Origin of the sequence: Cyanobium sp. ATX 6F1, assembly GCF_024346315.1 — a bacterium.
In the GTDB taxonomy this organism is placed as follows: Bacteria; Cyanobacteriota; Cyanobacteriia; order PCC-6307; family Cyanobiaceae; genus ATX-6F1.
Map to the genome: position 1 here is coordinate 23,514 of NZ_JAGQCS010000008.1, position 20,677 is coordinate 44,190.

Genomic DNA, 20,677 nt, shown 5'->3' on the forward strand with positions numbered 1-20,677 from the left:
CCGCCCCGGTGGGGGCCTCCCAGGAACCCAGCCCCGATCTGGCCCTGGGCATCGACCTGGGCAGCAGCGGGCTACGGCTGGCCCTGATCGATGCCCAGGGCACCCTGCTGCGCGAACGCAGCGGCGGCTACCCGCTGCCGTTCGAGCAACCCGAAGGCTGGCGCCAAGGGTTGGTGGAGCTGATCGGAACCCTCGAGGAGCCCCTGCGGGCCAGGGTTGGTGCCATCGCCGTCGATGGCACCTCCGGAACCCTGCTGCTCTGCGGCCCTGATGGCAGCACCCGTGGGCCGGCTCTCCCGTACCACCGGGCCTGCGCTGAGCAGGCCGAGGTCCTGGCGTCGCTGGTGTCCGCCGGCAGCCCCGCCGCCAGCGCCAGTGGCAGCCTGGCGCGAGCCTTGAACCTGCTCGGCCGGGAAGGGGCCCTCGATGGCTCCCAACACCTTTTGTTGCGCCATCAGGCCGACTGGCTGATGGGCTGGCTGCTGGGCCACTGGCGTTGGGGCGAAGAAGGCAACAACCTCCGCCTCGGCTGGGATCTGCAGCGCGAGTCCTGGGCGGGCCGAATCGAGCAGCAACCCTGGAGCAGCGCCCTGCCCGAGGTCGTGCCCAGTGGCACCGCCTTGGGGCCCCTGGGCCCTGTGGCATCCGAGCAGCTGGGGCTGCCAGAGACCTGCCAGGTGGTGAGCGGCACGACCGATGCCAATGCGGCTGTGCTGGCCGCCGGCCACGGCCCCGGTGATGGGGTGAGCGTCCTGGGCACCACCTTGGTGCTCAAGCGCTTCGTGGACGCCCCCCTGGAAGGCCCCGGGCTCACCAACCACCGCGTGGGCGGCCGCTGGCTGGTGGGTGGGGCCTCCAATGCCGGTGCCGGCATCCTGCGGCGGTTCTTCACGTCAGAGCAGATCGAACAGCTCAGCCGCCAGATCGATCCCCGCCGCCCCTCGGGCCTGCGGCTACGACCCCTACCCGCCCCCGGCGAGCGCTTCCCCGTGGACGACCCCCAGCTGGAGCCCGTGCTGGAGCCCAGGCCGATCAGCGATGCCCTCTATCTCCAGGCCCTGCTGGAGGGACTGACCGCGATCGAGGCCCAGGGCTGGCGGCGACTGGCGGAGCTGGGGGCCCCGCCGCTGGAGCGGGTGATCAGCCTGGGGGGCGGCGCCCGCAACCCCCAATGGCGCCTGCTGCGTCAGCGAGCCCTGGGGATCCCTGTGCTCAACCGCCCCGGGCTGGCCCCCGCCCTCGGCACAGCCCGCCTGGCCCTGGGAGGGTGGAGGATGGGCCCTTCCTTATTGCCGCAGCGAAGACCATGAACGAACGGTTGCGCACGGTTCTGTCCATGGGTTTGTTCCTGGTGCTGGCCGGCTATGTGGGTTTCAGCGCCCTGCGGCTGGGCCTGCTGCTCTGGCAGCGTTTCGGCGCCGGCTGAACACCACGCCTCAGAATTGTCACCAGCCCCCACCCCTCCCCATGGCCGCCGATCCCCTCACCGCCAGCGTCAGCGATCGCATCTGCCGTCACATGAATGCCGACCACGCCGAGGCGGTGGCCGACTTCGCCCGGCACTACGGCGGCGTCGAAGCCTCCGAGGGCGCCGTGATGACGCGGGTGACCCCGGAGGCGATGGTGCTGGAGGTGGCTGGATCGCGCGTGTCGGTGCCGTTCGATCACACCCTCAGCGACAGCGACGACGCCCACCGCACCTTGGTGGCGATGCTGCGGGCCCTGCCCGCCAAGGGCGGGGAATCCTGAGCGGGTCCCACCCACGCCTTCGGGCGATGCTGCCGTGCTGGCTCAGCTGCTTCAGGGTTGCCTCAATCTGATCATCACCCCCTGCTGCCCCCTCTGTCAGAACCCCCTTGAGCCGGTTGCTTCCGGCCCAGGCCCCTGTGGAGCCTGCCTGCAGCGGCTGAGCCTGCCTCCTGAGGGGCTGCAGGGACATGAACCACTCCCCTGGTGGAGCCTCGGGTTCTATGAGGGCCAACTGCGACGGCTGCTGTTACGCCAGCGGAAGAATCCCTCCCCCGTGGTGATCGCCAGCTTGAGCGAGCGCCTGGCCGAGCCCTGGGCAACAAGCCCGCTCCGCCCCCTGGTGGTGGCGATCCCGAGCTGGAAACGGCAGGGCAACCCCTTGCCCGGCCTGATCAGCCGCAGCCTGGGGTTCGAGCAGGTCACACCGCTGGAGCGGGCCAGGCCCACCCTGGGGCAACACCACCTGGGGAAGCAGCTGCGGGCCCTCAACCAGGACGGGGCGTTCCGCTGCCGACCTGGCGCCGAGCGGCCCGGTCCACTGCTGCGGAGACGTCCGCTGCTGATCGTCGACGACATCCTCACCACGGGGGCCACCGCCTGCGCCGCCGCCACAGCACTGCGTTCGGCCGGTTATCGGGTCGAGGGGTTGCTGTGCCTGGCCCGCACCGCCGAGAAAGGTCGTGATCTAAGATCTGCCCGTCGCTGACGCGGCAGGCCGGGATAGCTCAGTTGGTAGAGCAGGCGATTGAAAATCGCCGTGTCCCCAGTTCAAATCTGGGTCCTGGCATTCTTCGATAACAACACGGAGCCATCATCAGTAACGGACCCTTCCGACGGCAGATCATTGTCTCGTTCGTTTCCATGCATGAGGCCCGCCCTAGACCAAGGGACCATGACAAACGGATATGGTCGTGTTCTGGACTCACAAAGATTGCTTCAACATTCCACGATGCGAACGCCTCCCGATCACCCGCTCAATCAGCAGTTCAACAATGCCGACAGCTACGCAATGGCCTTCGATGCCGCCTGGGAAAAGCTCAATCAACAGACAGCAACCGAAGCCCCAAATCGTGAGGCCAGGCTGCAGCAAGCCATTGACGACCTCAGTGACCATCCATTCGCACTCAGCCAGCCTGAGCTGGCACTCCAGGTTGCCACCTTCCGATTGCGACTGCTGGGTCGCTGAGACACAGTTCTCTAACTCCACAGCTTGGGAGCATCAGTCAGGCGAACCGAAAACCCAACCTTGCTGACTGGCCAACTCCCATCCCGATGGGTCGTCAGCCGCTCACCGAACACAGCCCTCAAAGGCAAGAACAAGGCATCAAGCAACCAGGAAAGCAAGTGTGCATCAATCTACATGAAAAGTAACAGTACGTTGCCTCGGCCTGGCATAATCAAGCCAGAAGAGGCGAAGGATAGACATAAGATCATCCTATGATTAGTTCATCTGGTCGTCTGCTACTGCAGCTCTCGGCGAGCTTTAGCAATCAACGCCAGGCCTTTGCCAACCCGCCTCTGTATGGACACATACTGGTTCGATTCCGGCCCTTGCCTCAGCTGATGCCCGGTTCACTGTTGCTGGAGCAGGCCTACGCCGTCTCTCCATTGCAGCCCTATCGCATACGCGTGCTCACGGTTCAAGCTGATCGCCGTGGCCTTGTGATCATCAATCATGCGATTCGAAACTCCAGACGCTTCTGGGGTGCTGTGGAAGATCCTTGCACACGAGCCTTGATCGAGATGGATGACCTCGAACAATTGGATGGCTGCACCTATATCGTGCAGGAACAGAATGACGGCTTCTTCGGGGAAGTTGAGCCCGGCTGCCGCTGCATCGTTGAACGCCAGGGGGAATCGGCCTATCTAGTGAGCAGCTTCCAGTTGGATGCCCAGAGCATGCAAACCGTAGATCGCGGCCATCATCCCCAAACCCATGAGCAGGTTTGGGGATCGCTTGCAGGGCCTTTCGTCTTTGAACGTGTTGCCGACTTCAGCCATGAGCTGCCCGAAGCCTGGCTGGCCTGATGAGAGAAGCCCGTGGCGCTGGTAAAGCTATGTGAGGATTTCGGCCATTTGCTTTCAAACATTAGTTGAAATACTTACTATTTGCACAGAAAATTTCTGACCAGAATGGGCATTCCGCTGCTTTCATACGAACTCACAACCCAGAATGCCCGAGTGCCTTCATTTTCAATTGGAAATGATGAGTCGGCACGCATTAACTCCAGCTCAACAGAAAAGATTGAGAGTGCCTACCGTCAGATCTTTTTCCACGCCATGAGCATTGATCGTGACCCTCTACTGGAGTCACAGTTTACCAATGGGCAGATCCAAGCCCGCGACTTCGTCCGCGGACTCCTCCTATCCAAACGATTTCGAGATGATTTTTACCAGTGCAACAGTAATTACCGCATTGTAGAGCATGTTATTGGAAGGGTTTTGGGCAGGAACACCTTCGGCATCAATGAACAAATGGCCTGGTCTGTTGTGATTGCAACCAAAGGATTTCAGGGATTTATAGACGCTCTTCTTGATTCACGAGAATATCTTGATGCGTATGGATACGACGAGATCCCCTTCCAACGCTCCAGATCACTACCAGGCAGGAAATCGGGCGAACTACCATTCAACCAGCAAGCGCCACGCTATGGAGCCTACTGGAGAGATGTTACCTATCTGAGAGTACCCTCGACAACTCGCATCGATGGGGAGATCTCAGCAGCGTGGGTGAATGGACAACCACCAAAATTTGCTTTGCGCATCTGGCTGGCCCTAATAGCAGTTGGCAGCCTCGAAATCATTCGAATCTTGCTCACAATTGCTGGATCGATGCTGAGCACCGGAGGAAATGCCGGGAACTGACACTACATATTTTTGGAGGCCTAGATCCTTAGATTCGTGCAATAAGCGGCCCTTCCGTTGAGGCCATGAAGGACCACCTTCCGCACAAGATCTCCATGGCAAGCACAGCGAACCAGAGAAGCGCAGGCGTGGATCGTCAGTGGGATCTGATGCGGAGCAGCTTTGATGGCGACTGGAAGGGGGTGACCACCTGGTATGGGCGCAACGGCGCTGAGATGGATCTCAGCCATGGAGTATCGGATCCCGCAGGTTCGATCTATTCCATACGTTTTTCCGATGACAACACTGGCGTTTGGCATGGCACAGGCTTGCGATTCGCTCCAGGTGGTGAACGCCAATTCCCCCTCAATCGCCATAACTACAATCTAGGAGACCATTGCTGGCATTTCCCTGATACGGCCGGTCAATCCAGCCTTGATATGGACGCAAGCAGCGGGAGCGCTGGCCATGAAGTGAATTTCTTCACGTCCCGCTCCCGATCCATGCTCGTTGCCCTTTATCAACGTGAGGAGGATCACAGCATGATCCTGGATTCCATCGCAGCGACGGCATTTCGCTGCCAGCGGACCACTGCCGATCCCGTTCGGGACGTCACAGAGACACGGCACCATCTCCTTCAGACCATCACAGGCTGGACAGGGATGGAGCAGGAGTTACGTCCCGGCCAATGGCCGGAACACACGCCGCCGAGCCTGCCAGTCGCTGCATTCGATGCCAGCAACTTTCTAAAACATGAAGTGAACGGTTATTTTGCCGATAAACTGATCTGCAGCTTACCGGCGCATTTGCCCCAGGGGCCATTTGATCTACATTTTGGCTGCCTGGTCACCCCAAACAGCTTTGTGCATCTAATTATTGAATACGATCAAGCTCACCATCTCACTCGCTGGGTTGAACGCCGCTATCAACCCACCATCAATGGCTGAGTGAACGAGAAGCCCAGCTCCTTGAGCTTGGCATTGCTTACTTTTGCATTGAGCACACGATCGGTTGTATCCACCGAAAGCCATTTTGCCAGCGGCAGGCCCGCTTGCTCGCACAGGCGATCGGTGAGTTCTTGCCCGCTGCACTGGGTATCATTCACCAGGTTGTAGGTATCGTTAAGGTTGTGTTCAAAAGCAAACGACACTCCGCGAACGATGTCATCGCGATGAATCCAGCAAGGCACATTCTGACCATTGCGTTGCACAAGGCCCCCAGCTGCAGAAAGGAGCATGGCAGGAATGTCACGGCCCGGACCATAGATACCGCCCAAGCGCAAAATGCAAACCTTGATCTGGTCTGAGCGCAAGGACTGGATCATCTCTTCAGCTAATGAAAGCACCTCGTTGACGGGGTGTTGCGTATCAAGCGGCGCAGCTTCATCGGTTAAGGCTCCTCCACGATTGCCATAGACACCACAGCTACTGAGATGCACTAGCTGTAACGGGGTGCTGTCAACTCGTCGCTCCAGTGCATCAATCAAGCACTGGATTCCTCCAAGAAAAGTTTGTCGGTATTGATTCACATCAACTTGAGAACTCCTCGATGGAGCGAATGACACCAGAATCCCATCAAGGTCTTTAACAAAATCGAGGCTGCTGCGGGAATCCGAAGAATCAAAGACCACCGGGGAGTCGACAAGCTCAGCAAGCTGAACCAGGCGTTGGTGGCGTGTGGTGGTTCCCCACAGCCCATGGCCCTCTTGCTTCCAAGCCTTGGCGACAGCTTCACCCACATAGCCACAGCCAAGGATCGCGCGCTGTTCGCCTGAAGGCAGGATGGGGCGCTGCTCTTTGGCAAGCAGCCGATAGAGCGAGGATAGGTCGGGGGAGGCTGTCACAGGAGTCATTACGTTTCGTAAACATTAGCTCACGGAACGTTGCAGTGTGTGTCGGTTTCTACCGTTCACCTCGATCAAAGGGCTTTTGGGCTCCGCCTCGCGTAGAAGGTGACCTGAAGCGCGCTATTCCAATGCCCAACTACCGGATCACAGCGGAGGGGTTGGAGGATTTGCAGGTGGCCTGCTCAGGTTGCAGTGGTGACGCCCTCGCTCTCGCCCTAAGCGAACGCGGCATGGTGCGCTACACCGCAAATCGGCGCAGCGAGGACGGCCTCCATTGGTGGTTTCAAGTGTCCTTCAGTCCCGTAGCTGGAGGCAGTGAAGATCGGACCGTCACCAAGGAGATCAGAGTCGATCGAATCGACGCTTGATGTTCTGACTGACATCACGCGCACCCTCAGCAGGTTGGAGGCATTCCAAAACACGGCACTACGTCACTGCGCCGACATACTCGATTACGACATTGCGCTCAACCTTGTACCCCGCTCTAAGTATATCTGCACCCACTCCCACACCACCATCATCCCCTCCGGCAGTTCCTCTCAGGCTTTACCTGCACCCTCCACATGCACCAGCACACGATTCCAACCGGTCCCATAGAGAACTGATCTCCCATCACTAAAGTCAAGCCAGGCTGGTGTACGTCTTGCGCTATTCAATCAATTAGGCTGCGAGGAAATCCTGCGAGACATCCTGGACTTCTTCGTAATCAATCCCAAGTTCTTGGTTTTCGTCATCAATGAATTCAGATGACTCGAATGAAAGTTCAATAGTTTTTGAACCAGGCAAATGGCGATGAGGAGCCTCGGCTTGGCTTGATGCGCCTAAATTGACGCTTGACTCATGATCATTGAAAATTAAATAGCTTGCAAGGCTTTCAACAATGACGTCGGCATCATTTAATGCTGTTTCACTTGCCTGGAAAGCTGAATCACTGATGCCTTTCATAGTATCATTATCCAGCAAAATGGTTAGTTTTACTAGACGCGACTCTGCTTCTAAAAGGCGTAAAAGCAAGGTCTCACACACTTGACTCAAGGCCTTGACCTGCTCTGCAAGCCTCTGTTGAAAAGGGTCCACGGGGTTGAACGCGGATTCACTCTTAAATGCTACCGTAATTTGGTCACAGGTCCAGCCCCTACCGCTTAGAGTAAGGAGTTCATCCACAAGCCCGGCTGATCAGAGAGCAGACCCATGGCTAAACCCATTGAACAGCGTTCTGTTGACGAGCAACAGAGACGGCTAACAACACTTCTTACCGAGCACTGGGGCGAAAGACTGGAGATCAAGTCAAATCAAGCCCAACTAGTTCTAAGCCTTGAGCCTGATATCCAAGCCACATGGCAATCAGAGGCAGAAAGCCTTGAGCTAAACTCAGATACGAACATCGTATTTGCTTCCGAACAAAATATAAACGGACAACATTTCACCCTCACATACATTGTTGGTGCAGCCCTGAAGGTGGCTGGCGCGCATAGTCCGGATGAACTCTATGAATTACTACTTGGAATAGGCGTTGATTCTAGCCATGCGGCACTGGCAGCGGACAATTGCGAAGGACTGAACCTAGGAATGGCTTGGTCATTTTATCGAGATCGCCACAACCTATTGGTTGCCGTACCACTTATGAATTATGGATTTGCGAAGAGCCTAAACCGCAACCAATAGCCTTTGCAATAGATTCGATCAGCGGTGATCAAATAGGAATCCTTTAATATAATCTTCTGTCCATGATTCACCATAAAATCTTGTAAGCATGCCGCGAGCGGGATCCTTCTCCGCTCGGTAGTCAAGATATTTTAATTGCCCCTCCCTCAACTCTTGCCTCCTCACATCATCCACTGAGACTGCCTCCAGAACGAGTTCAAGGTAGAGGTCTAGATAAGCAACAAAGGCGTCCATTAACGGGCCATCAATCAAAGTATCGCTTTCAGATGTCAGTGGTAGCCGGGTCCAAAGAAAGCATGGTGAGAAATAAGGTTCGGCCTCCTCGGGTATTGGCCCCCCATCAGGGAGGAGGGGGCGAAAATGGTCAAACAAAGGCAAAAGCCTCGCCCAAACAGCCTCAGTGTGAAGGCGGTCACGCTTCAAAACGGGTTGAAGGTCCAAAGCTATGAGGTGACCTCCGGGCAATGTCACCAAGTCGGCCCCAAAAAAAGGTAAATCAAAGCTGGGCTCAGGGCTGATTACCAAGTTCAGCACTTGCGGGCTCGGTTCAGCCACGACGCACGCCGCCCTCGCTTGGCGCAGCTTGGCATTGCGAACTCCCCAACTCGTTGTTGTTACATCAATCGGATTCGAACGGGATCCCGTGGAACCGACCTTCTTTACCATGTCTATCGGAATCGGGTATGGCTCCAGATCAAGTTTCTCGGTGATCCGTGTCACTGCATGATTAAAAAAGGATTCCCAGCGCCAGGTCATCAGTGATTTAAAGAAGTTGACACAAGAGAGGAGAGCGGGAAAAGGAAGGATCGCATGAAACGATTGCTCCATTCCTCGCCGAAATAGCTGGTAAAAAGCCCGTGGGCGGGATCACGCTCAGCACTGTACTGATCGTAAGCCCGCTGCAGGGATTCGACACGCTCAATCTGGTCAGGTGTGCTAAGCGCCTCCAAGTGCATAGCTGAATACGCCTGAATGATCTCAAGAAATGATTGCTCGACCAAAGGGGCGAGCTCAGCAATCGAGCCTCGAGCAAACAGGAGAAATGGTGAAAAATACTGATCAGCGTCATAGAAGCGCATCGCCTCACCAACAGCCAAGCTTGGATGCCTTGCCTGAATGGCTTCCAATCCTGCAAGGTAGCGTTCGGCATAGATCTTGCCCTGCTCTAGAGGCTGGAAGTCCATCACAGCAACCAGCTTGTCTCGAACTGCAAAGCTGAGCAGGTCGATGCCAAGGATCGGTTGATCGCGGCCAAACTCTGGGTAGGCGACCGCATTGAGAACTTGGACGGCATCACCGCCATCAAGTTGGGTCACTCTCCATCGGCGAATACCGGGGGCCTGCCATAGACTGCTCCGAATAACAGCTCCTTTGCGAGAATTGGCCTGATGAGCTAGATCGGAATCCAAGGATAGACGTGTTCCTCCTAAGGCTTCAATCTCCTTAATTAAGATGTCATGGTAACGGTCAAACATTGTCGGAGGCCCCATCCAACTTGATAGTATTCACGTCCGACATCTTAAGTTGATCCCGCCTAACTTCGCTGTCTCGGCGCAAGGCATGAAAAGATCCAATCTCGTGGCATCTGGTTTCAGTAGAGTAGCTTACTAGATTCACCCCACCCATCACCAACGAAGTTCCCACTCGGACACGGGTGTCATCGCTCAAGAACCAACAACGTTCCACCCCAGAATTGCGATCATACTCGGTATGCAGGGACATGACCCCATCATCACTGATGACATAGTGGCTAGCAACCGCCAAGCCTTCAAGGTAGCCAATATCGCGATACATTACACCCCTCGTAACATCACTTGGATCAGGAATATCGACCAGAACAGCAGCACTTCCCTCGGCGAGGTCAATCGACATCGTATTGCTCTGCCAATAGAATCTCGCCCCGCCAGCAGCGCCATCACTCGCAAGCTTGAACTGCTCACAAACACGGCCTACAGAACTATCATCAGGCCCGAAGGGTACGATGACAAGATTTGAACACCCTGACTCATCTTCACTCTCCTCAAAGTGGTGAACAGAGCGGTGAGACAGCCAGGTTCCAGCGCTTTTGGCTAGGAACTCCGCCATTGTACGCGGTGAAGCAGTCTGCATTGCTAATGACACACTCAGATCATCACTTGTTGCATACTGCATGATCGGAAGCATTTTCCTGCAGGATCCTCAGATTTTGTCATGACCCAGAACCTCCGTGCCGCAGCCCTCCAGGGGGCGAATCTACGTGGTCAGAACCTCATAGGCGCCAACCTATGCCGCGCCGATCTACGGGCAGCCGATCTGCGCGGTGCACAGCTGGCCCAGGCACGTCTCAACCAGGCCCGCTATGACGCGGCAACTCGCTGGCCAGAGGGGTTCGACTATCGCCACTCGGGGGCTGTCGGCCCGGGTGCCAACCTCTCTGGTAAGTACCTCTGCACCGCCGACTTACGTGGAATGGATCTCACAGGCTGCAGTATGTTAGGAATATATCTCAGTGGCGCTGACCTGCGCGGTGCCATCCTTGAAGACATCTCCTTTGTCGGCGGCGATCTGCGGCAGGCACGTTTTGGAGGTGCCTTGATGGCACGATGCCGCTTCAGGGACGCAGAGTTGGACGGTTGCGACTTTCGCGGGGCAGACCTACGCGGAGCTGATTTAACCCAGGCCCGCAGCATCAAGGGAGCGGTGTTTTCTGAAGCGCTGGGAAGCGAGGAATGGTCCTCTTCACTGCTGAGTCGGTCTCCCGCGGAACTGGATTGCTGGAATCCACTGGCGCGCTGCACTAGCCGCGACAGCCTCCTCTCGCTGTGAGGCTCAGATCTGGTCATGACGGAACGAACAGCCAGAGGAAAGCCTCCTAAGGAGTGCGTCCTCTGACTCCCCCTGCAGTGAAGTCTCCACAAATCAACCGGCGAGCACCCAGGTGCTGGTGATCAGTGGAATAGATCCAGCTGAGTCCTGTGATGGGGAGATGTTGAGGCGGATCTTCAACAACCCACTACCTTACCGACGCAGTGAGCCACCCAGGATCTCCACAACCTGCATCTGCAACAAAAACCACCGAAGGGATTGGTGAAAAAGGCTTGCTTGGAGGCCTCGATCCGCTCAAGCGCCGTGGCCGCTGCGCTCGGCAGTCCCCAGTCTCCACAGCTGAAGCGTTGCTGGCTCAGGGCCTGGCTCAGCCAGCATCGATCCCGACAAGGGAGGGTTTCTGGGCAGTGGGAGCCGATGGCCGCCACCAAACAGTGGGTCGGCTGCCATGGCGGCGATGGGCGCGAAGACGGATCGATCAGTGCTGGCAAGCTCTGGCGGGCACCAGCAGGGTTACGCTCTGAGCCAATCGATGGACCAATTCGGGTATGGCCAGGATCGGCGTAGTGCTGCTGAACCTCGGTGGGCCTGAGCGCATCGAAGATGTCGGCCCTTTTCTTTACAATCTTTTCGCTGATCCGGAGATCATCCGGCTACCCACGCCCCTACTGCAGAAGCCTCTGGCCTGGCTGATCAGCACCCTGCGCAGCAACAAGTCCAAGGAGGCCTACCGCGCCATCGGCGGTGGCTCTCCACTCCGCCGCATTACAGAACAGCAGGCGCGCGAGCTTCAGAGTGAGCTGCGGCAGCGGGGCATCGAGGCCACCACCTACGTGGCGATGCGTTACTGGCATCCATTCACCGAATCGGCCGTGGGTGACATCAAGGCGGATTCAGTCGATGAGGTGGTGGTGCTCCCCCTTTATCCCCACTTCTCGATCAGCACCAGCGGTTCGAGCTTCCGCGAACTGCAGCGCCTGCGCCAGGCCGATCCCGCCTTCAGCAAATTGCCGATCCGCTGCATCCGCAGCTGGTACGACCATCCCGGCTACGTGCTTGCGATGGCCGAGTTGATTGCCGCTGGGGTGCGCAGCTGCAAGGACCCCGCCTCGGCCCACGTGTTCTTCAGCGCCCATGGAGTGCCCAAAAGCTATGTAGAGGAAGCCGGTGATCCCTATCAGCAGGAGATCGAAGCCTGCTCGAGGCTGGTGTTGGTCAAGCTGGAGGAACTGCTCGGCCATGCAAATCCCTACACCCTGGCTTACCAGAGCCGGGTGGGTCCGGTGGAATGGCTCAAGCCCTACACCGAAGAAGCCTTGGTGCGGCTTGGTGAGGAGGGGGTCCAGGAGTTGGTGGTGGTGCCAATCAGCTTCGTGAGCGAGCACATCGAGACCCTCGAGGAAATCGATATCGAATACCGGGAAATCGCCACTAGAGCCGGCATCAGCAACTTCGTGCGCGTGCCCGCCCTCGACACCTACCCCACCTTCATCAAGGGTCTGGCTGATCTGGTACAACTGGCCCAGGCCGGCCCCGAAGTGAACCTGGATCAGGCCGCCTCCCTGCCCAGCCAGGTGAAGCTCTTCCCCCAGGACAAGTGGGCTTGGGGGTGGAACAACAGCTCGGAGGTCTGGAATGGTCGCCTGGCGATGCTCGGGTTCTCGGCCTTCCTGCTGGAGTTATTGAGTGGCCGAGGTCCGCTTCATGCCCTTGGTTTACTCTAAGAGTTCGCTGAAAAATTCAGGCTGCTCTGCGAAAATGCAGCAGCTAGGGAACAGCTGCTGCTGATAACGGCAATGGAGCAAGGGCTGTTCGGCGTCGATTAAATGGGTAACAAATTCCATGAGGCAACGCAGCCGCCCACGTAGTTGACCCCGTGTACCTGCAGGAGCAGCTCTCCTTCCTTGACCTGGCTCTCCACTGTGCAATGGGGCTTCTTTCCCCCTGGTGAACAGCACACTGGCTCCCTCCAGCAGCCGCTTCTTCCATTCGCTCACCTGGATCGGGTGCACCGCGTGGTCGGCGGCGATCGCCTGGAGAGCCGTGCGGCCACTGATGCCTCCCTGGCGACTCTGGTCTTGAGATTGGGGGCTGTGGGTATGGCGTTTGCTGATGGGCTAAAGCCCCACTAAGGGGCGGGGCCCTGAATCAAAAGTTAACGATGGAGCCTTCCCAGAAAACCCAGGCCATCTCACACCCATGGCGTCGAACCCGGGTTGTTCTTAACATTTTATTCTGTTTTAAGTTTTGTTGGTGGCGGTCCCTGTCCCCGCGGGACAGGGCAAGAGAACTGAAAGAGTCCCTCTCAAGTGGCTGGAACAACCCTCGTTCCCATCACTGCGTCACCACCACTCCATTCTCTCCTCCCCCATGCTCGACGCCTTCTCCCGCGCTGTTGTCAGCGCTGACGCCAAGACAGCCACCATCGGTGGTGCCGAACTGGCCGCCCTGCGCCAATACGTGGCTAATGGCAACAAGCGCCTTGATGCCGTCAACGCGATTGCCAGCAACGCCAGCTGCATCGTTTCCGACGCCGTGTCAGGCATGATCTGCGAAAACACCGGTCTGATCCAGGCTGGTGGCAACTGCTACCCCAACCGCCGCATGGCCTCCTGCCTGCGTGATGGTGAAATCGTTCTTCGCTACATCTCCTACGCCCTGCTGGCCGGCGATGCCTCCGTCCTCGACGACCGCTGCCTCAACGGCCTCAAGGAAACCTACATCGCTCTGGGTGTGCCCCTGCAATCCACTGGTCGGGCCGTGGCGATCATGAAGGCCTCCTCCTGTGCTCACATCAGCGAGACCAACACCAGCGGCACCAATCCAGACGAAACCCGTTTCAACAAGATGCAAACCATCCAGGGCGACTGCTCGGCTGTGGTTTCAGAAGCGGCCAGCTACTTCGATCGCGTCATCAGCGCACTCGGCTGATTCCCTCCCGTCTCTGACTGATCCTTCTCCAACCCATTCGTTTCAAAGTCTCCAATGAAATCTGTTGTCACCACCGTCGTCACAGCTGCTGACGCCGCCGGTCGTTTCCCCACCCAGTCCGACCTGGAAGCGGTCCAAGGTTCAATCCAGCGTTCTGCCGCTCGTCTGGAAGCCGCTGAAAAGCTCGCTGCCGGGCTTGACAAAGTTGTCCAGGAAGCTGGCGATGCTGTCTTCAAGAAGTACCCCTACCTCAAGCAGTCGGGCGAAGCTGCTAGCAACCAAATCAAAACCGACAAGTGCTACCGCGATATCGCTCACTACATGCGTCTGATCAACTACTCCTTGGTGGTTGGCGGCACCGGCCCGATTGATGAGTGGGGCATTGCCGGCGCCCGTGAGGTCTACCGCACCCTCAATCTGCCCACCGCAGCTTATGTGGAGGCCTTCTCCTACACCCGTGAGCGCGCTTGCGCACCGCGCGACATGAGCCCTGAAGCCGCCAAGGAATTCAAGGCTCTGCTCTCCTATGTGATCGAGTCACTCTCCTGATCACAGCGATCCTTCTCAGCGGCCTCTAGCCTGTCTGCACTGCGGCCCCCATGGGGCCGCTTTTTTCTGGCAGACGTTCTGCGCAGCACACGTATCCTTACCCAGCCTCTCCATGCCTCTCGACGACCTGTTCGCTCAACTCCACCATCCCAATCCTCATCAGCGCGACAGGCTGATGCACGAGATCATCGCCAGCGGTGATCAGAGCGTGAAAACACGTCTGCTCGGCCTGCTGGATGCTGAAGATGTGAGCCTGCGTCGGAGTGCGGTTCGTGCCATGGGGGCGATCGGACCATCTGTGGAACCATTACTCCGAGAAAAACTGTCTGAAACCATCGATCCAACCACCAGTGCCAGTTGCTGCAAAGGCATGGCCCAGATCGCCGTCGCCTGGCCGAAGCACTCATTCAGTGAGCAGACGCTCACTCTGCTGGGTCAGAAGTGTCTGGAACCAAATCCAGTGGTCCAGCTCACAGCTGTGATGGCTCTTGGGGAAATGGGATCGTTGGCCCTGCCCGCCTTGGAACGCGCCCTGAACGGAGATGATCTTGCTGTGATCATGGCCACGCTCAATGCCCTTGCCTCAATGAACCACTCTAAAGGCAAAACTCTTGTGACAACATTTATCGCCAATGGCAAGCATCAGGAAGATCCACTGATCCAGCAAGCCGCCAATCAGGCACTTGAACGATTCACAACTCAAGCCTGGCGGGCCTGATATCTCCAGACTCATTGAGCTGCTCGAGCTGGCGGATTGCCAGCGCCATCACAGGCTTGACACTTGGATCCTTCTCCGCAGCAGCAGCCTCTCTAACTTGATCTAGCACTCGAGGATCCTTCTGTTTGACAAGGGCCAATGCTGCCACCCTTCGCACCACCCCCGATGGATCTGACAACCCAATGAGCAGCGAAGGTAAGTACTGAGGATCCAACATATTACCTAGAACTGTCACGACTTCAGCCCTGACATCAGCCGAAGAATCAGAATAACAATTGATCAACAGCACTTTCAGCTCAATGTCCTCGCTGGATCGTACGAGATCAGCCATCACTCCGACCACAGCCGCACGTTGATCCTCGTTCCCATGCTGAAGGGTCTCTTTGATAGGGCCAAGATCCTCAGCACCAATGAAAGAGAGTGCCCAACTGGCCAATCCCTTGACGATGGAACCTGCCCCAGGATCCTGAAGCTGCCTCATCAAGAAAGGAACAGCTTCTGCACCACAACGAGCCATGGCGCCGGCCGCCGAGCCCTGCACAACGGGATCGGGGTCGTGACTGAGCGCCGCATCGAGATCGGGTAAGGCTTCTGGGGCCTCGATCAGGGTCAGCGTCTTGGCAGCAGCGCGGCGAACCGTCACATTCTCATGGCCACGCATCGCCCTGATGAGGAACGGAATCGCTGGACGGCCGATCTCCCCAAGCGTCTCGGCAAAATTAAGGCGGATCAAGCCCCGTGAATCCCCCAATCCCTCCACCACTCGAGCCAAGGCCTCAGGGTCATCGCTGCTGAATTGACCGGAAGCCAGAGCAGAACGAACTTCGGTAAGTAACGCGTCATTTTCCTTGGGAGTGAACTGAGGCGAGATCGTGCCACTCATGCAGAAACCAGGTCTTGTGGAAGCATTCTCAAGCACGCCGCTGCCCCCATGGGAATGGATCACAAGATCTGAAGAGGCCTTGCCGACATGGAAACTCCATCCTAGATAGAAGGACCAACAACTGTCACCATGGTCGCAACCTTGAGCAAGCGGGAACAAGCGGGCCGACAGCGGCCTTGGCAATACCTTGTCCGGTCCATTGTGGAGACGAATCCTGCAGACTCAAAAACGTCAAACAAACATGACGACAATGAACAGCATGCAGAATCTACATTAAATCCAAGCGACGAAAATGCCTTGGCCATGCTCAGCTTAGCCGAACTCCGCAGGAAAGCCTCGGAGCAGGGTATCGACACAGCAAAAAAACTTTCCAGGGCAAAACTCATCGAACTTCTCTCCCGCTAGAAAGTGCAGACTCCTTCGCCTGCGAGCTTCACTAGTCTCGCCCATCCCGGCCAGTGCTGAGTTAAAATTTGACGTAAATTTTTTGGGTGCTAAACTAACAACACAGTGCGATAAAATCAGGCTATGACATCAGCAAATAAACCCAAAGAGTCTGCTGAATATTTACAAACAATTCAATCGCAAGCTCGCTTATTTATCATACCCGATTCATCGCGCATAAGTGGCGAAAGTCGCAGAATCTTGAATGAAACAAACCTGGGGAAACGCTTACTTGAGCCGAATGAGCTCTCCTCAATCTGCGCAGAATCCCAGGCAGAACCTGTGGCAATCCTGACGTTCCAGCATATGATGGATGGGCTCGTTGAGCATGCAAGGCTAAGGATCAAAAAGCAATTTCCGCTGTTGTTCAAGATCAACGGCGCCCTGTACACGCCCGATCGTTCCAAGGCCTGTTGGCGCGACCTTTGGCATTTCCTCAGGATCACCACCTACGGAGCAGCGATCGACGATCTCAGTTTTTGCGATCAGCAAGGCTATGCCGCCACTATGGAGCTCTATCGCCTGTTCAACGTGCCCGTTGACGCCATGGCCGCGGCCCTTGTCGACATGGCCAGCACCTATCGCGAAAGATTGCAATCCGCCCCATCAGCTACAGAGCAGCAGCTGATTGGCGGCTTGGGACACATCCACACATCCCTGCAGCGAGCCCGTCACTTGAGCTGGGAGATGCCTGTGTAGCCATCGTGGTACTGGTCATGAATGACCCCCGAAGGCAATACAAGACGAAGCCCTTCCACAACAGCATAGAATGAGCGCAGACAATCAACGGCCATGGAAACGAAGACAAGCTTCGTGCTCTCGCATAACTTCCAGCTACCGAACGAGAAGTACAATGAGCTACGGGAAGGCTCTTTAGTAGCTCTTCTCTCGCACGGATTGGCCAACGGCATCGCTATCGAAGGGCTTGTTCACCCCCATTGGCGAGCCAAGATCACGGCGCCCCTCGAACCGATCGCTCTGGCACGCCTCCTCGGCCAGTCCCTGAGAAGCGAACGGGTGAAGGCTGGTGAGTCCGATGCTTATACCGTTCTGCTGCTTGGAGGGCGCAAGGATCAGGCCGCTCAGCCAGGATCTCCGTTGCAAGCTGGGATGTGGGGAGTTGATATGGTGGAAACAACAACGCCCCAGGCCTTTCTCAGTGCCCTCTCCTGGGAAGCCATGAAAGCCAGTCGAGCACTCGATGCCGTCTTCGAAGTGTGGGAGCCTGATTGCCAGTGAGTTCAGACCATGTCCGATAACCGCTTCCACAACATCCACCCCGGCCTGGGCAAGGATGAGGCCATCTCCATGCTTTTGAGACCACTTGAGGAACTTGACCTTGATAGTGATCGCTACACGGCAGCGGCACACCTGATCAATTTCCCCGGTGAGGACAGTGAAGCTGCACTGATAGCCTGCCTCAGGGACACTGACACGGCTCAAGCCCAGAGGATTGCTCGACGTAAATCAGTGGAAACTCTGGCCCGATTGGGCTGTCGACAAGCAATCCCCGACATTGTGGAATGCTTAACCAGCAAGGATCCCTACTTAGTTGAGAATGCCAGCTGGGCCCTAGGTCAGCTGGGCGCAGATGATGTTGGCATTCAGGCCAACCTGATCAACCTTTTGGCCGACCCCAGCCAGAGCAGGAGGGTGATCGTGCAGGTTCTCTCACGCCAGCGATGCCAGGCAGCCCTGGCACCCATCTCAGCATTCATGGATGCCGACGACGGCATGCTGGCCACCGCCGCGATCACCGCCCATGCACTGATTTCAGGTAACAGCTCAAACCTGGAAAATCTGGAGCCGTTCCTCTTTCATCCCAATGTGAACGTACGGCGAGGGGTGATCCAGGACCTGATGGACGCCGGTTGGCTGCCAGCCATTCCGACCATCGGACAGGCGCCGGTATCTCCTGTGTTTCGGCTTCGGGGGATCCGACACCTGGCCAACCTGGCAGCGGATGCAGACGCGGCCTCCTTCGGCGTCGCCCCATCCGATGACATCCTGTTGAATGTCATCGACCATCAGATCGATGATCGTCCCCAAACCCTGCGGCTCGTTCATCGCTACGACCAGCCCCAGGAACTTGGAGCACTGGTGCGCGAGCTTTACGGTACCGACTTCGGACGCAGCTACCTGGCGATCGCCACCTTGACGGATCAGTTCGGCAGCAGCGCCTTGCCGACACTGGTGACAAGCTTTGAGGAAGAGGGCTGGAACGACTACGGCGCCCACTACCACCTGATGCATTTGTTTGGTCGACTGGGCGACCCAATGCTGCTGCCTCTGGTGCTGGATGGGCTGAACAACCTGCGACCCCAGTTCCTGAAATCACGCCCGGCAGCCGCCCTGGCCCTGGCGCGACTTCAAGGACCTGAAGCCGGAACTGCTCTTCTGGACCAAGCCGTCAACGCCAGGAGCTGGGAGCTTCGCTACGCCTGTTTGATGGCGATGGAAAGCCTTGGCCTCAGCCCTCCGGAAGCGTGCCTGAGCGATGAGGATCGGCTGGTTGGCCTGCGGGCGAGGCGCTGTCGCCATGCTGTTGGGTCAACTGGCTGATCAACTGGTCAACCCCCCGAATCTCCGGATGCTCGTTCAGGTCTCGGTCAACCTTGGCCTTGGGAAGCTTCAGCTTGTGCCCCATGCTGATCAAGTCCTGCACAAGCCGCTGCCGGTACGCCTGCAGGTCCTCGATGGCAAGCTCAAGCTCTACCTGCCCGTCGGAACTCATTGCGGAGAGGTCGCTGAGGTCTGTCATCAATCATTCCAATGGGCTTGTCCTGCCCATCCTCCATCCTGAGCCCGGCCTGCGGACGGCTGCTTGTTACGAAATCCTATGAGTCCCCACACTCAGGTCCAGGGGGAGCTTCTGAGATTTATGTTCAGTGAGCGATAAAGACGCACTGGTCCAACAAGGCTAGAAACCTTGCTGGCCACAGGGATTGCTCCACGCCTTGGCCTGTTGACATGTCGGATTCGGCACCCAAACAGCTGAGCATCGCAAGTATTCCTCACCAAGGCCAAACCCGCTCGTCTTGTCGCGACTGAGATCTCCCTCTTCAGGAACCCATGCTCGACGCCTTCTCCCGCGCTGTTGTCAGCGCTGACGCCAAGACAGCCACCATCGGTGGTGCCGAACTGGCCGCCCTGCGCCAATACGTGGCTAATGGCAACAAGCGCCTTGATGCCGTCAACGCGATTGCCAGCAACGCCAGCTGCATCGTTTCCGACGCCGTGTCAGGCATGATCTGCGAAAACACCGGTCTGATCCAGGCTGGTGGCAACTGCTACCCCAACCGCCGCATGGCCTCCTGCCTGCGTGATGGTGAAATCGTTCTTCGCTACATCTCCTACGCCCTGCTGGCCGGCGATGCCTCCGTCCTCGACGACCGCTGCCTCAACGGCCTCAAGGAAACCTACATCGCTCTGGGTGTGCCCCTGCAATCCACTGGTCGGGCCGTGGCGATCATGAAGGCCTCCTCCTGTGCTCACATCAGCGAGACCAACACCAGCGGCACCAATCCAGACGAAACCCGTTTCAACAAGATGCAAACCATCCAGGGCGACTGCTCGGCTGTGGTTTCAGAAGCGGCCAGCTACTTCGATCGCGTCATCAGCGCACTCGGCTGATTCCCTCCCGTCTCTGACTGATCCTTCTCCAACCCATTCGTTTCAAAGTCTCCAATGAAATCTGTTGTCACCACCGTCGTCACAGCTGCTGACGCCGCCGGTCGTTTCCCCACCCAGTCCGACCTGGAAGCGGTCCAAGGTTCAATCCAGCGTTCTGCCGCTCGTCTGGAAGCCGCTGAAAAGCTCGCTGCCGGGCTTGACAAAGTTGTCCAGGAAGCTGGCGATGCTGTCTTCAAGAAGTACCCCTACCTCAAGCAGTCGGGCGAAGCTGCTAGCAACCAAATCAAAACCGACAAGTGCTACCGCGATATCGCTCACTACATGCGTCTGATCAACTACTCCTTGGTGGTTGGCGGCACCGGCCCGATTGATGAGTGGGGCATTGCCGGCGCCCGTGAGGTCTACCGCACCCTCAATCTGCCCACCGCAGCTTATGTGGAGGCCTTCTCCTACACCCGTGAGCGCGCTTGCGCACCGCGCGACATGAGCCCTGAAGCCGCCAAGGAATTCAAGGCTCTGCTCTCCTATGTGATCGAGTCACTCTCCTGAACCCCAAGGCGCTGATCAACTACTTCTCCAAAGGCCCCTCACGGGGCCTTTTTTCAAAGCG

The 20,677-nt window shown here is 57.4% G+C and carries 26 protein-coding genes and 1 tRNA gene; 21 read left to right on the forward strand and 6 right to left on the reverse strand.

Annotated features, from left to right (window positions below; genetic code table 11):
- The first annotated feature begins 8 nt into the window (after positions 1–8).
- From KBZ13_RS12030 to KBZ13_RS12065, 8 genes are all read left to right on the forward strand, one after another.
- Positions 9–1,310 carry an FGGY-family carbohydrate kinase gene (locus KBZ13_RS12030; protein WP_255009445.1) on the forward strand — a complete coding sequence of 434 codons (1,302 nt, stop codon included), beginning with the start codon at positions 9–11 and terminating at the stop codon, positions 1,308–1,310.
- A gap of 157 nt (positions 1,311–1,467) precedes the next feature.
- Positions 1,468–1,749 (forward strand): DUF2470 domain-containing protein, encoded by a 282-nt coding sequence (locus tag KBZ13_RS12035; protein WP_255009447.1) that lies wholly within the window; start codon positions 1,468–1,470, stop codon positions 1,747–1,749.
- Between the two features lie 34 nt (positions 1,750–1,783).
- The gene (locus KBZ13_RS12040; RefSeq protein WP_255009448.1) at positions 1,784–2,455 is read left to right on the forward strand and encodes a ComF family protein; all 672 of its coding nucleotides are present in this window, start codon (positions 1,784–1,786) and stop codon (positions 2,453–2,455) included.
- A gap of 8 nt (positions 2,456–2,463) precedes the next feature.
- Positions 2,464–2,536, forward strand: a tRNA-Phe gene (locus tag KBZ13_RS12045).
- Positions 2,537–2,641: 105 nt separating this feature from the next.
- Complete coding sequence (locus KBZ13_RS12050; RefSeq protein ID WP_255009450.1) at positions 2,642–2,935, forward strand: hypothetical protein; 294 nt, start codon at positions 2,642–2,644, stop codon at positions 2,933–2,935.
- Positions 2,936–3,186: 251 nt separating this feature from the next.
- Positions 3,187–3,777, forward strand: a complete 591-nt coding sequence (locus KBZ13_RS12055; RefSeq protein WP_255009452.1) for a chromophore lyase CpcT/CpeT — start codon at positions 3,187–3,189, stop codon at positions 3,775–3,777.
- Between the two features lie 105 nt (positions 3,778–3,882).
- On the forward strand, positions 3,883–4,614 hold the full coding sequence (locus tag KBZ13_RS12060) for a phycobilisome rod-core linker polypeptide (RefSeq protein WP_255009454.1): 732 nt from the start codon (positions 3,883–3,885) through the stop codon (positions 4,612–4,614).
- A gap of 65 nt (positions 4,615–4,679) precedes the next feature.
- The gene (locus KBZ13_RS12065; RefSeq protein ID WP_255009456.1) at positions 4,680–5,540 is read left to right on the forward strand and encodes a hypothetical protein; all 861 of its coding nucleotides are present in this window, start codon (positions 4,680–4,682) and stop codon (positions 5,538–5,540) included.
- Here KBZ13_RS12065 and KBZ13_RS12070 read toward each other — a convergent pair.
- Both KBZ13_RS12070 and KBZ13_RS12075 read right to left on the reverse strand, forming a co-directional pair.
- A complete protein-coding gene (locus tag KBZ13_RS12070; protein WP_255009458.1) occupies positions 5,519–6,436 on the reverse strand; it encodes an NAD-dependent epimerase/dehydratase family protein in 918 nt (305 codons plus the stop codon). The genes KBZ13_RS12065 and KBZ13_RS12070 overlap by 22 nt on opposite strands.
- A gap of 663 nt (positions 6,437–7,099) precedes the next feature.
- Entirely contained in the window at positions 7,100–7,516 is a 417-nt protein-coding gene (locus tag KBZ13_RS12075) for a hypothetical protein (protein ID WP_255009459.1), read from the reverse strand.
- 114 nt (positions 7,517–7,630) lie between these two features.
- Between KBZ13_RS12075 and KBZ13_RS12080 the strand changes: the two genes are divergently transcribed.
- Entirely contained in the window at positions 7,631–8,104 is a 474-nt protein-coding gene (locus tag KBZ13_RS12080; RefSeq protein WP_255009460.1) for a hypothetical protein, read from the forward strand.
- 18 nt (positions 8,105–8,122) lie between these two features.
- Here KBZ13_RS12080 and KBZ13_RS12085 read toward each other — a convergent pair whose 3' ends face one another.
- From KBZ13_RS12085 to KBZ13_RS12095, 3 genes are read right to left on the reverse strand one after another with little or no spacing between them, the layout of a single operon-like run.
- Positions 8,123–8,860 carry a phycoerythrobilin:ferredoxin oxidoreductase gene (locus KBZ13_RS12085; protein ID WP_255009462.1) on the reverse strand — a complete coding sequence of 246 codons (738 nt, stop codon included), beginning with the start codon at positions 8,858–8,860 and terminating at the stop codon, positions 8,123–8,125.
- On the reverse strand, positions 8,860–9,579 hold the full coding sequence (locus KBZ13_RS12090) for a 15,16-dihydrobiliverdin:ferredoxin oxidoreductase (protein ID WP_255009464.1): 720 nt from the start codon (positions 9,577–9,579) through the stop codon (positions 8,860–8,862). Before KBZ13_RS12090 ends, KBZ13_RS12085 begins: the two co-directional genes overlap by 1 nt.
- Complete coding sequence (locus KBZ13_RS12095) at positions 9,572–10,267, reverse strand: phycobiliprotein lyase (protein ID WP_255009465.1); 696 nt, start codon at positions 10,265–10,267, stop codon at positions 9,572–9,574. The genes KBZ13_RS12090 and KBZ13_RS12095 overlap by 8 nt, the downstream gene beginning before the upstream one ends.
- A gap of 27 nt (positions 10,268–10,294) precedes the next feature.
- Here KBZ13_RS12095 and KBZ13_RS12100 point away from each other — a divergent pair, with 27 nt between their 5' ends.
- The 5 genes from KBZ13_RS12100 to KBZ13_RS12120 all read left to right on the forward strand — a co-directional run bounded on the left by KBZ13_RS12100 (position 10,295) and on the right by KBZ13_RS12120 (position 15,107).
- Entirely contained in the window at positions 10,295–10,909 is a 615-nt protein-coding gene (locus tag KBZ13_RS12100; protein ID WP_255009466.1) for a pentapeptide repeat-containing protein, read from the forward strand.
- A 548-nt stretch (positions 10,910–11,457) separates the two neighbouring features.
- The gene (hemH, locus tag KBZ13_RS12105) at positions 11,458–12,633 is read left to right on the forward strand and encodes a ferrochelatase (protein WP_255009468.1); all 1,176 of its coding nucleotides are present in this window, start codon (positions 11,458–11,460) and stop codon (positions 12,631–12,633) included.
- Positions 12,634–13,279: 646 nt separating this feature from the next.
- Complete coding sequence (cpeB, locus tag KBZ13_RS12110) at positions 13,280–13,840, forward strand: class 1 C-phycoerythrin subunit beta (RefSeq protein ID WP_255009469.1); 561 nt, start codon at positions 13,280–13,282, stop codon at positions 13,838–13,840.
- Positions 13,841–13,894: 54 nt separating this feature from the next.
- A complete protein-coding gene (locus KBZ13_RS12115; protein WP_255009471.1) occupies positions 13,895–14,389 on the forward strand; it encodes a bleomycin hydrolase in 495 nt (164 codons plus the stop codon).
- A gap of 112 nt (positions 14,390–14,501) precedes the next feature.
- On the forward strand, positions 14,502–15,107 hold the full coding sequence (locus KBZ13_RS12120) for a HEAT repeat domain-containing protein (RefSeq protein ID WP_255009473.1): 606 nt from the start codon (positions 14,502–14,504) through the stop codon (positions 15,105–15,107).
- Here the strand turns inward: KBZ13_RS12120 and KBZ13_RS12125 are convergent.
- On the reverse strand, positions 15,082–15,990 hold the full coding sequence (locus KBZ13_RS12125) for a HEAT repeat domain-containing protein (RefSeq protein WP_255009474.1): 909 nt from the start codon (positions 15,988–15,990) through the stop codon (positions 15,082–15,084). The two genes, KBZ13_RS12120 and KBZ13_RS12125, sit on opposite strands and share 26 nt — an antisense overlap.
- A 129-nt stretch (positions 15,991–16,119) precedes the next feature.
- On the opposite strand from KBZ13_RS12125, the gene KBZ13_RS12130 reads away from it, so the two are divergent.
- From KBZ13_RS12130 to KBZ13_RS12160, 7 genes are all read left to right on the forward strand, one after another.
- Positions 16,120–16,395, forward strand: coding sequence for a hypothetical protein (locus KBZ13_RS12130; protein WP_255009476.1), 276 nt, complete (start codon positions 16,120–16,122; stop codon positions 16,393–16,395).
- Positions 16,396–16,518: 123 nt separating this feature from the next.
- Positions 16,519–17,133: a hypothetical protein gene (locus KBZ13_RS12135; protein ID WP_255009478.1), complete on the forward strand. Its 615-nt coding sequence runs from the start codon at positions 16,519–16,521 to the stop codon at positions 17,131–17,133.
- A 93-nt stretch (positions 17,134–17,226) separates the two neighbouring features.
- Positions 17,227–17,673 (forward strand): DUF2656 family protein, encoded by a 447-nt coding sequence (locus KBZ13_RS12140; RefSeq protein ID WP_255009480.1) that lies wholly within the window; start codon positions 17,227–17,229, stop codon positions 17,671–17,673.
- Positions 17,674–17,682: 9 nt separating this feature from the next.
- Complete coding sequence (locus KBZ13_RS12145; RefSeq protein WP_255009481.1) at positions 17,683–18,996, forward strand: HEAT repeat domain-containing protein; 1,314 nt, start codon at positions 17,683–17,685, stop codon at positions 18,994–18,996.
- Positions 18,974–19,237: a hypothetical protein gene (locus KBZ13_RS12150; RefSeq protein ID WP_255009483.1), complete on the forward strand. Its 264-nt coding sequence runs from the start codon at positions 18,974–18,976 to the stop codon at positions 19,235–19,237. The genes KBZ13_RS12145 and KBZ13_RS12150 overlap by 23 nt, the downstream gene beginning before the upstream one ends.
- Before the next feature lie 269 nt (positions 19,238–19,506).
- Positions 19,507–20,067 carry a class 1 C-phycoerythrin subunit beta gene (gene cpeB, locus KBZ13_RS12155; protein ID WP_255009469.1) on the forward strand — a complete coding sequence of 187 codons (561 nt, stop codon included), beginning with the start codon at positions 19,507–19,509 and terminating at the stop codon, positions 20,065–20,067.
- 54 nt (positions 20,068–20,121) lie between these two features.
- Positions 20,122–20,616, forward strand: coding sequence for a bleomycin hydrolase (locus KBZ13_RS12160; protein WP_255009471.1), 495 nt, complete (start codon positions 20,122–20,124; stop codon positions 20,614–20,616).
- Positions 20,617–20,677 lie beyond the last annotated feature (61 nt).

Coding starts and splice junctions, on each gene's coding strand:
- KBZ13_RS12035 (WP_255009447.1), top strand. CDS start 1,468: ATGGCCGCCGATCCCCTCACCGCCAGCGTCAGCGATCGCATCTGCCGT.
- KBZ13_RS12050 (WP_255009450.1), top strand. CDS start 2,642: ATGACAAACGGATATGGTCGTGTTCTGGACTCACAAAGATTGCTTCAA.
- KBZ13_RS12055 (WP_255009452.1), top strand. CDS start 3,187: ATGATTAGTTCATCTGGTCGTCTGCTACTGCAGCTCTCGGCGAGCTTT.
- KBZ13_RS12060 (WP_255009454.1), top strand. CDS start 3,883: ATGGGCATTCCGCTGCTTTCATACGAACTCACAACCCAGAATGCCCGA.
- KBZ13_RS12065 (WP_255009456.1), top strand. CDS start 4,680: ATGAAGGACCACCTTCCGCACAAGATCTCCATGGCAAGCACAGCGAAC.
- KBZ13_RS12080 (WP_255009460.1), top strand. CDS start 7,631: ATGGCTAAACCCATTGAACAGCGTTCTGTTGACGAGCAACAGAGACGG.
- KBZ13_RS12085 (WP_255009462.1), bottom strand. CDS start 8,860: ATGACCTGGCGCTGGGAATCCTTTTTTAATCATGCAGTGACACGGATC.
- KBZ13_RS12090 (WP_255009464.1), bottom strand. CDS start 9,579: ATGTTTGACCGTTACCATGACATCTTAATTAAGGAGATTGAAGCCTTA.
- KBZ13_RS12095 (WP_255009465.1), bottom strand. CDS start 10,267: ATGCTTCCGATCATGCAGTATGCAACAAGTGATGATCTGAGTGTGTCA.
- KBZ13_RS12100 (WP_255009466.1), top strand. CDS start 10,295: ATGACCCAGAACCTCCGTGCCGCAGCCCTCCAGGGGGCGAATCTACGT.
- hemH (WP_255009468.1), top strand. CDS start 11,458: ATGGCCAGGATCGGCGTAGTGCTGCTGAACCTCGGTGGGCCTGAGCGC.
- cpeB (WP_255009469.1), top strand. CDS start 13,280: ATGCTCGACGCCTTCTCCCGCGCTGTTGTCAGCGCTGACGCCAAGACA.
- KBZ13_RS12115 (WP_255009471.1), top strand. CDS start 13,895: ATGAAATCTGTTGTCACCACCGTCGTCACAGCTGCTGACGCCGCCGGT.
- KBZ13_RS12120 (WP_255009473.1), top strand. CDS start 14,502: ATGCCTCTCGACGACCTGTTCGCTCAACTCCACCATCCCAATCCTCAT.
- KBZ13_RS12125 (WP_255009474.1), bottom strand. CDS start 15,990: ATGAGTGGCACGATCTCGCCTCAGTTCACTCCCAAGGAAAATGACGCG.
- KBZ13_RS12130 (WP_255009476.1), top strand. CDS start 16,120: ATGGTCGCAACCTTGAGCAAGCGGGAACAAGCGGGCCGACAGCGGCCT.
- KBZ13_RS12135 (WP_255009478.1), top strand. CDS start 16,519: ATGACATCAGCAAATAAACCCAAAGAGTCTGCTGAATATTTACAAACA.
- KBZ13_RS12140 (WP_255009480.1), top strand. CDS start 17,227: ATGGAAACGAAGACAAGCTTCGTGCTCTCGCATAACTTCCAGCTACCG.
- KBZ13_RS12145 (WP_255009481.1), top strand. CDS start 17,683: ATGTCCGATAACCGCTTCCACAACATCCACCCCGGCCTGGGCAAGGAT.
- KBZ13_RS12150 (WP_255009483.1), top strand. CDS start 18,974: ATGCTGTTGGGTCAACTGGCTGATCAACTGGTCAACCCCCCGAATCTC.
- cpeB (WP_255009469.1), top strand. CDS start 19,507: ATGCTCGACGCCTTCTCCCGCGCTGTTGTCAGCGCTGACGCCAAGACA.
- KBZ13_RS12160 (WP_255009471.1), top strand. CDS start 20,122: ATGAAATCTGTTGTCACCACCGTCGTCACAGCTGCTGACGCCGCCGGT.